The organism is Lapillicoccus sp. (assembly GCF_046595215.1).
Lineage (GTDB): Bacteria > Actinomycetota > Actinomycetes > Actinomycetales > Dermatophilaceae > Lapillicoccus.
The window spans coordinates 1-8,410 of the sequence record NZ_JBKJPP010000166.1; the positions used below are offsets into that span (position 1 = coordinate 1).

The window sequence follows — 8,410 nt, forward strand, 5'->3', positions numbered from 1 at the left end:
CTTTCTGCCGGGTGGCTCCCGGGTCTGCCCACCCGGGGCGCGCCAGTGGGCGGCGTGCTGCGCTTCGGATGGCGACTGGCTCTCGCCCAGGTCGTGGGATACCTGACGAACAACACCGATGCGCTCGTTATCGGGGCTCGGTTTGGACCGACGTCCCTGGGACTCTACAACCGCGGCTATCAGCTGCTCATGGTGCCTCTGGTCCAGCTCCTATCTCCAACGACAACGGTTGCCCTGCCTGTCCTTGCCCGGCTGCGCGACGATCGCGCGCGGTTCAGCAGCTACGTTGTACGCGGTCAGTCGACACTGGGTTTCACCCTCGTCAGCGGGATGGCTGTCCTTGTCGGCGCGGCCACCCCGGTGACGCATGTCTTCCTCGGTCCCCAGTGGGATGGTGTCACGCCGCTGCTACGACTCCTGGCCGTTGGTGGGGCGCTTCAGGTCTTGGCCTATGTGGGCTACTGGGTTTACCTGGCGAAGGCCATGGGTGGTCGGCTTCTGGCGTTTACGCTGTTCATGGCATTGACGAAAGTGATCTGCGTCGTTATAGGAAGCAACTGGGGGTTGCAAGGAGTTGCCTGGGGGTTTGTGGTGACACACGCCATCGACTGGCCCGCATCCCTGTGGTGGCTCAGCCGCGGCACACAGATCCCGGTGAAGCAGCTCTATGCGGGAGCCGGACGAATCCTGCTCCTCGCCCTGTGCCTGGGCGGGTCCGCCTATGCTGCCTGTGTGGTCACCGGGAGCCAGTCATCGATCACCCAACTGGCAGTCGCGGGGGGCACCTCCCTCTCGGTCTACCTGGTTGTCGGGCTTGGTGTGCCGTTCCTGCGGGAAGATATCCGCGGGGTCGTCGGCCTCGTGCGATCGGGGCTGACAAGGCAATGATCGTCCTCCAGACCCACGATGACCGGGAGCACCTCGCCATCGTCGTAGTGAACTTCGGCTCGCACCGCCTTCTGAAGCGCAACCTGGTGCGGGTGGCCGATGAGAACCCGTTGGCCCGAGTGGTGGTCGTCGACAACTTCAGCGACGACGCAGAGCGCGACGCCGTCCGCCGACTCACCATTGAGCAGGCGTGGACGCTCGTCGAGTTACCGACGAACCTCGGATTCGGGTCGGGGGTGAATGGCGGCGTAGCCCGCGCAATCGAGCTTGGCGCTGACCACCTGCTGCTCCTCAACCCGGATGCCTATATGGACGCCGCGAGCATCGATCTTCTGCAGAGGGCATTGGGTATCGACCCGCACCGCATGGTGTCCCCGGTCATCGAGACGACGGACGGTGAGATCTGGTTCGACGGGTTGGATCTGGAAAGGCGCACCGGGCGCATCACCGCAACACGGCACCGGTCCTACACCGACGTCCCCGGCGCCAGAGAGATGTGGCTGACCGGTGCGGCACCAATGATCAGCGCGGCCCTGTGGGAGCGGGTCGGCGGCTTCGACGACCGGTACTTCCTCTACTGGGAAGACGTCGACCTATCTGCACGGGTCCGAGCAGCGGGAGCGGAGCTGGAGGTCGTCACGGGAGCGCGCGCGGTGCACGACGAAGGTGGCACCCAAGAGCGTCAGCTGGGGCTCTCCAAGTCCAGCAGCTACTACTACTACAACATTCGCAACCGCCTGTTGTTTGCGGGGTTGCACGGGGATAGGAGTATGCAACGTGCTTGGGCGCTCAGGTCGGTTCCCGCGGCCTACGAGATTCTCCTACGAGGGGGACGTCGCCAGTTCCTGCGACCACGGCGCCCCCTCTCTGCGGCCGTGAGGGGCACGTGGGACGGGTGGCGCGTGATGCGTGCGGTGAGTCGACGCGCTCGGGATGCTGACGGCACCCTTGTTGTTCTGCAGTCCTTCCCGGAGCCCGGAGAGGTCACCAACCCCTACATAGACATGCTGAAGCAGGCACTCGAAGCCGAGCCCGACGTTGACCTGCGGGTGTGGACGTGGCGCGAGGCATTGCTTCGACGGCACGACGTCTTTCACGCGCACTGGCCAGAAGTGATGGTCAACAACGGCAACCCGCCAGTCAAGAAGGCCGTCCGACAGCTCCTCTTTGTCGTCTTCTTTCTCAGGATGAAACTGCAAGGTACCGCGATCGTCCGCACGATGCACAACCTCGAGCTCCCGCTCGACATCTCCCGTCGTGAGGCCTTCCTGTTGCGTCTGCTCGAGCGGCATACGGATGTTTTCATCCGGCTCAATGACTCGACGCCGGCTCCCCCAGGTCGCATCTTCTTGACCATCCCGCACGGGCACTACCGCTCGTGGTTCGAAAGTTTCGCGCGACCCTCTCAGGTGCCGGGACGCATCTCCTACTTCGGGATGATCCGTCGCTACAAGTGCGTCGAGGACCTCGTGTCCGCTTTCCACGCGATCGAGGATGCCACGCCCGACCTCTCTCTCACGGTACGTGGCATGCCGTCGACGCAGGCATTGGTGGACCAGTTGACGTCCTGTGCGGAGGGCGATCCACGGATCGCCTTCCGGTTCGAGTTCCTATCCGACGCCCATCTCGTCGCCACAGCGGCCGAGGCCGAGCTCATCGTCCTTCCCTATCGCGAGATGCACAACTCAGGCAGCGCCCTGGTCGCCCTGTCGCTGGACCGGCCAGTCCTCGTCCAGGACAACGAGGTGAACCGCAGACTCAGCAAGGAAATGGGGCCTGGTTGGGTCCACCTCTATCGCGGTGACCTCACGGGAGAGCACGTCGTTGGCGCGATACTGGCCGCGAGGCTGCCTCGCTCGACGCGCCCGAATCTCAGCGGGAGGGAGTGGTCTGGCGCCGCCGCAAGCCACGCCGAGGCATTCCGGCGGGCCCGAGCGGTTGCGGACCGCAGTCCGGCGCGTCGCTGGGCGCACGCCGTCGCCCGACGTCTGGCCACCGGAGCCCCACGGTGACCACTCCCGGCGGAGCGGTGGGTCTGCGTGACACCTCCAGGCGCTTCCGAGTGGTCGTCGCCATCCTCACATTCCACCGGCCGCGTGAGCTGGTGGATCTCCTACGACATCTCGACCGGGACCTCGATGTCCTCAACCACGCGGTGCCCCTCATCTACACCGCAAACATCGTGGTGGTCGACAACGACCCGAAGGGCAGCGCCGAAAAGCCCGTTCGGGCCCTCGGTATGGATCGCGTCCGGTACGTCCATGAGCCCACGCCGGGGATCGCTGCGGCACGCAATCGGGCGCTGGACGAGGCGGAGGGCGAGGACCTGTTGGCCTTCATCGACGACGACGAACTGCCTGGTGAACGGTGGCTGGATCTTCTGCTCGCGACCTGGGCTGCCACGGAGGCTGCCGCGGTGCCTGGCGCGGTTGTCGCGTCCTACCCCGCCCCTTTGGATTCATGGCTGATTGCCGGGCGGTTCTTCGCCCGCTTCGATCTCCCCACGGGAACGAGGGTCAAGGAGGCAGCTGCAGGAAACCTGCTACTCGACATGGGACAGATCCGAAGGCTGGGGGTCCGGTTCAACGAGGCTTTCGGTTTCAGCGGGGGAGAGGATTCCTTGTTCAGCCGGCAGCTCATCATGGCCGGGGGCCACATCGTGTGGTGCAACGAAGCTTTCATCGTTGACCGCGTTCCGATTTCGCGGATGACGAGGACATGGGTGCTGCACCGTTCGATGAGCCATGGCAACACGCAACGCCTCATCGCCCAGTACCTCGCGCCGCATCCGATTGCCCGCGTGCGTGCGCGATGCGTGAGCATCGCAGGCGGGGCGATCCGCGTTGGCGCCGGGTCGTTGCGGTGTGCTCTCGGAGCAACGTTGGGGCGTAAGGGCCATCACGCCCGGGGGCTGCGCACCGTCTACCGCGGCATCGGGATGTTGGCAGCCGCGGTGGGCTACGTCTACGAGGAGTACAACCGTGACGGTGACCACCGGCGCGGTCTCAAGGCCTTCGCGCCCGTTCCCTTGGCTATGCGAGAGCGTCATGTGCCCGACCGACGTCCGGCATGAGCACCCTGCCGGTAGGCGTCAAACGGGTCATCAGATGGACCGCGTCGCGACTTCTCGGTGACCTGATGGGTTCGGTCACATCCGTGCGCACCGACGACCAGATCGTCGTGCTGACCTATGACGACGGTCCTGACCCGGCTTCAACCCCCCAGGTGTTGAACGAACTGAGTCGGCATGGACTTACTGCGACGTTCTTCGTGCTCGTCGATCGGGCGAGGGAGCACCCGGAGCTTCTGCTTCGGGTTCGCGACGAGGGTCATCAGATCGGTCTTCACGGCCTCGACCACCGGCGGCTGACGGACATGAGCAAGGAGGCGGCGCATGACCACATGGCCACGGGCAAGCGCGAACTCGAGCGACTGCTCGCTGAACCGATCACCTTGTTCCGGCCGCCTTACGGCGCCCAGAGTGTTCACACGCTGAGGTCGGCTCGTCGACTCGGCCTCACTACGGTGCTTTGGACGGCCTCGGTTTGGGACTGGAAATCGGTCCCGCAGCGGGAGCGGGTCGAGAACGCGATGTTAGGGTGCCGCCCCGGTGCCATTTTCCTGGCGCACGACGCCTTTGGGGCGAGCAAGGGGGACGGATCGGGCGATCAACCGGAGGTGGATCGGGCCGAGCTCCTCGCCATGCTCACCGACGCGCTCGGTGAGAAGGGCTACCGGCTGGTCTCGCTTGCCGCGGGGCTCAACAGGGGCCCCGCGGTCCGGACCATCGTACTGTCTAGATAGGGGTCGCCATGTCCTAACCTCCCCTGTTTCGGGCGGCTCACTTCTCGAGATGGGCACGTGAGGATCATTGGACGGTGACGTGAGGGCTAGGGCCGTGGGCCCAGCGATACGGGACGTGAGTAACCCCGTCAGACTGGACGACAAGCGGCGGGGTGATCTGGGAATCCGCCGTGAGGGTCCACGTTTCAACCCACAGTTCGGGTCCGTAGGAAATCGCATTCCACTTTGGGCTGACCACCTTGAGGCTCCCGTTGGACGCGCTGTAGATCCGGCCGTTGCGGGTCATGGTGAATTGGGTTCCGGACCCGTCTTGGTTGGCGTAGTTTGAGTGGGTTATGTGCACACCGCCCGACGACTGCCCCTTGTTGAGCACGGCGTTTTTGACCACGTTCCCAGACGTGTACTCGCAGTTGAACGGCCAAGCCGACACCGGGTCGGCGGCCGAACCCATGACGCAGTCGATCATCTGAGAGTCAAAGGTTTGAAACAGGATCGTCGACCCGTATCGGGTGTGGTGTGTGTTGTTACGTCGCATGATCGAGTCCACACAGTTGCCGAACCAGATTCCGCCCGCGCCCAATGGCGGTCCGCCGACGACGCGGCGTCCGTCCGCTTCGCAGTCCTCGATTAGGTGCCGGTAGGCAGACGGACCGGCGCCGCCGTTGATGGCGATACCGAACGTCTCACCAGGTGGGGCACCGTTGTCGCCGACCCAGCCACCAGAGAGGACATTCCGTATCGTCACGCCACCACCCGGGTGGTAGATGTTCAGCCCCGAGTAGCAGAACTCTCGAGGAGTGGACCACGTCGATGTCTGCCCTGAGACGGTCCTCTGAGCGGTGCCCTCGACGCGGAAGTTCGCCAGGTGCAGAGGGCCCGACCCGTCGAGTTGTTTGAGGATCGCCACCGAGTAAGACGTCCCCGAACCCTGCGCGGGCAGGAGCGCCAACGTTGCAGCAGACGCTGAGTTCGCGGTTGGCGCGAAGACGGTCCCGCCCGAACCGCCGAGGGTGCCCCGTCCAGAACCGATGATACCTCGGCACATCTTCGGGATATTGATGGCTGACTGGTAGCCGGCGTTGAAATCAGCCTGCTCGAACCGGCCCACCGGGAACGTGACAATGGCGGGGGTCCTCAGTCGTGCAAGAGCGGCGGTGACGGTGTCCCCAGCCACGTACAGAGACTCGTAGGTGACGTATGGCGTCCCGTCTGGGGCGAGCCCGGTCGGGCGGGTACCGTCGGGGATCGCGGCCGGCCACGGGCCGGCACCGCTTGAACGCTGACCGCCCGTCACCACCACGGGGAACCGAGAGCGGATTCTGGTGATCGGCTCCTGCGTGGTCGCAGTGACTAGGCCGGTGCCGACGAGGGCCAGAAAGCCTCTACGGCTTGGCTTGGTCATGACGAAATTCGAAGGTGGGTGTCGAGCGCGGTCAGACCGCGGCCAACCCGGATAAGGCTGTTCGGTCCCATGGTTTGGTCCGTCGGCCCGAGGTCAGGAACCTCGGCATGCCTTGACCGCGGTCGGTCACCCAGTCGGGGGGGCGGACCCACAGCGTCAGCACGGTCCCAGAGCGCTAGCTGCCGACGTCGGCAGCTAGCTTTGTGCCAGGGCGCGGAGGCGCCGATCGAGAGGCAGGATGAACGGTCGATAGGGCTCATGGTCATCTTCCGGCGAAGCGAGTGGTTGACCATGACGCTACGGGTGATTTATCCGATAACATCCCTTTTGCCGGATTTGCCAATGCAAAGCGGGGTAAATTCTTGGTCAAGCGCCAGTCAAGGCTGCGTGTCGTGTCCACATTGCCCAGCGACGAAGGGGATTGGCTCCCGTCAGGGCCGCTGGTCGGGTCAGCAGCACCGTCCACTTCAGACAATGATGGGCCCATCTACCGGTCAGACGTGCGTCGGATCGGTGAGGAATTGACCCAGGTCTTCGGTGACAGCCGTACCTGCGTCCGCGACGACTGGGGAACTCTGACTGGAGGAATTCCATGCACCGCAGCCAGCCTCAACACGACCGTCCGTTGACCGTACTGATTGCCAACCCGTCGGCTGACGTCTACGGCTCTGATCTGCAGATGCTCGAAAGTGTCGGGGGGCTCAAAGGTCACCGCTGGCGAGTGGTGGTCGCCCTGCCGACGGACGGCCCGTTGGTTCCCCTCCTGCGTGGTCGCGGCGCCGAAATCCGGTTCATCGACTTCCCCGTGCTTCGCCGTGCGAACGCCACGCCGACCGGGATGCCCCGACTCGGAGCACGGGTCGCCAGACGACTGGGCCCCATGCTGCGTTTCATCGCCGAGGTGGGTCCTGACGTCGTCTATGTCAACACCACGACGCTCCCCTGGTGGCTGCTGGCTGCATGGCTTCGTCGAATTCCGGTGGTGGCCCATCTGCACGAAGCCGCGAGCGGCGACGGCGCGACGGCGCGACGAGCCTTGGCGACGCCGCTCTGGCTCTCTACCCTTTTGATTGCCAACAGTAGGCCGACCCTTCAGACCCTCTGTGAGAGCTACCCGAGGCTGAGGACCCGCACCCGCGTCATCGCCAACGGGGTCCCCGGGCCGCCAGACGTCCCCCAGGAGCCGACCCGAGGACAACCTTGGCGTATTGCGCTTGTCTCAAGGCTGTCCCCTCGCAAGTCGATCGAGACTGCGATGGAGGCCATTGCCCTGCTTCGGGCGCGCGGGGTGGATGTGCGGCTCGAGGTGTACGGCTCCGCGTTTTCCGGCTACGAGTGGTTCGCCGAGCGTCTGGTGGAGCGGGCCCGCCGGCCAGATCTGGAGGGCGCCGTAACCTTTCACGGATACACCTCGCCGATCTGGCCCGCGCTGGCGCAAGCAGACCTGCTTGTCGCGCCCTCCCCCTGGGAGTCCTTCGGAAACTGCGTCGTCGAGGCGCAGCTGGCTCTGCGGCCAGTGGTGGTGGCGGGCGCCATGGGCCATCTTGAGATCGTGACGCCCGGCGTGACGGGCATACTCGCGACCCCGGACGACCCGGGGTCTTTCGCCTCGGGCATCCGCCGATTGATGGACAACCCAGACCTGGCCCGGTCCATTGCTGAACAGGCTCGCGAGCAGGCCCTGAGCCGCTTCTCGTTGCAGCGTTATGCGGATGAGGTCGATGCCGTGATGAAGTGTGTGGTTGGCGAAGACTGAGCCCGCTGAAGGAGGTTCAAGGGCCTACATGTCCCGGAACCACTTGGGAAGGCCGAGAGCGAGGTAGCCCGTGGTGACGAGGAACAACAGGCAATAGACGACGATAAGGGCCAACGGTCGGCCCCAGATGACGAAGACTAGGCACAGAAGCCCATGGTCGGTGGGGGCGGCAGCGAGCGAGCGAAGCACCGACATCGAGGCGGCACCGTGTGTCGACGCCTTGGCGCGTCGCGCAGGCCGCGCACGGCCTCGAGCACCATCTCGTCCGAGCCGTAGAGCTCGGACCCGGGATGGACAACGAGCACCGGCCCCCGCCCCCGTCGACCTCGGGCAGCCGGGCGACGCCTTCCCCTCATGGGGTCGGGCGCGTGTCGAGAGACCTCATGTCGCGAAACCACTTGGGCAGTCCCAAGGCGACGTAGCCGGCGGTCCCGAGCATGAGGAGGCCGTAGACCAGGAGGAAACCCGACGTCCAGCCCCAGATGAGGAAGGCGACGCACAGGAGGCCGTAGTCCGTCGGGGCCACCACGAGGGACCTGAGGACGGAGCTGGAGGCCTTC

6 protein-coding genes and 1 pseudogene are annotated in these 8,410 nt (G+C 65.1%); 5 read left to right on the forward strand and 2 right to left on the reverse strand.

All coding sequences use genetic code 11. The annotated features are described in order from the left end of the window. From ACLL9L_RS14740 to ACLL9L_RS14755, 4 genes are all read left to right on the forward strand, one after another. The coding region (locus ACLL9L_RS14740) for an oligosaccharide flippase family protein (RefSeq protein WP_411285416.1) at positions 1–888 on the forward strand (888 nt) is incomplete at its 5' end. Continuing rightward, the gene (locus ACLL9L_RS14745; RefSeq protein ID WP_411285417.1) at positions 885–2,900 is read left to right on the forward strand and encodes a glycosyltransferase; all 2,016 of its coding nucleotides are present in this window, start codon (positions 885–887) and stop codon (positions 2,898–2,900) included. The genes ACLL9L_RS14740 and ACLL9L_RS14745, both read left to right, overlap by 4 nt. A 50-nt stretch (positions 2,901–2,950) precedes the next feature. Beyond that, positions 2,951–3,961, forward strand: a complete 1,011-nt coding sequence (locus ACLL9L_RS14750) for a glycosyltransferase family 2 protein (RefSeq protein WP_411285418.1) — start codon at positions 2,951–2,953, stop codon at positions 3,959–3,961. Beyond that, positions 3,958–4,692 carry a polysaccharide deacetylase family protein gene (locus ACLL9L_RS14755; protein WP_411285419.1) on the forward strand — a complete coding sequence of 245 codons (735 nt, stop codon included), beginning with the start codon at positions 3,958–3,960 and terminating at the stop codon, positions 4,690–4,692. The genes ACLL9L_RS14750 and ACLL9L_RS14755 overlap by 4 nt, the downstream gene beginning before the upstream one ends. A 64-nt stretch (positions 4,693–4,756) precedes the next feature. Here the strand turns inward: ACLL9L_RS14755 and ACLL9L_RS14760 are convergent, their stop codons facing one another. Beyond that, positions 4,757–6,094, reverse strand: coding sequence for a hypothetical protein (locus ACLL9L_RS14760; RefSeq protein ID WP_411285420.1), 1,338 nt, complete (start codon positions 6,092–6,094; stop codon positions 4,757–4,759). Positions 6,095–6,686: 592 nt separating this feature from the next. Between ACLL9L_RS14760 and ACLL9L_RS14765 the strand changes: the two genes are divergently transcribed. Then, positions 6,687–7,850: a glycosyltransferase family 4 protein gene (locus ACLL9L_RS14765; RefSeq protein WP_411285421.1), complete on the forward strand. Its 1,164-nt coding sequence runs from the start codon at positions 6,687–6,689 to the stop codon at positions 7,848–7,850. A gap of 352 nt (positions 7,851–8,202) precedes the next feature. Here ACLL9L_RS14765 and ACLL9L_RS14770 read toward each other — a convergent pair. Continuing rightward, positions 8,203–8,410 (reverse strand): annotated as a pseudogene (locus ACLL9L_RS14770) (CDP-alcohol phosphatidyltransferase); the annotation flags it as partial.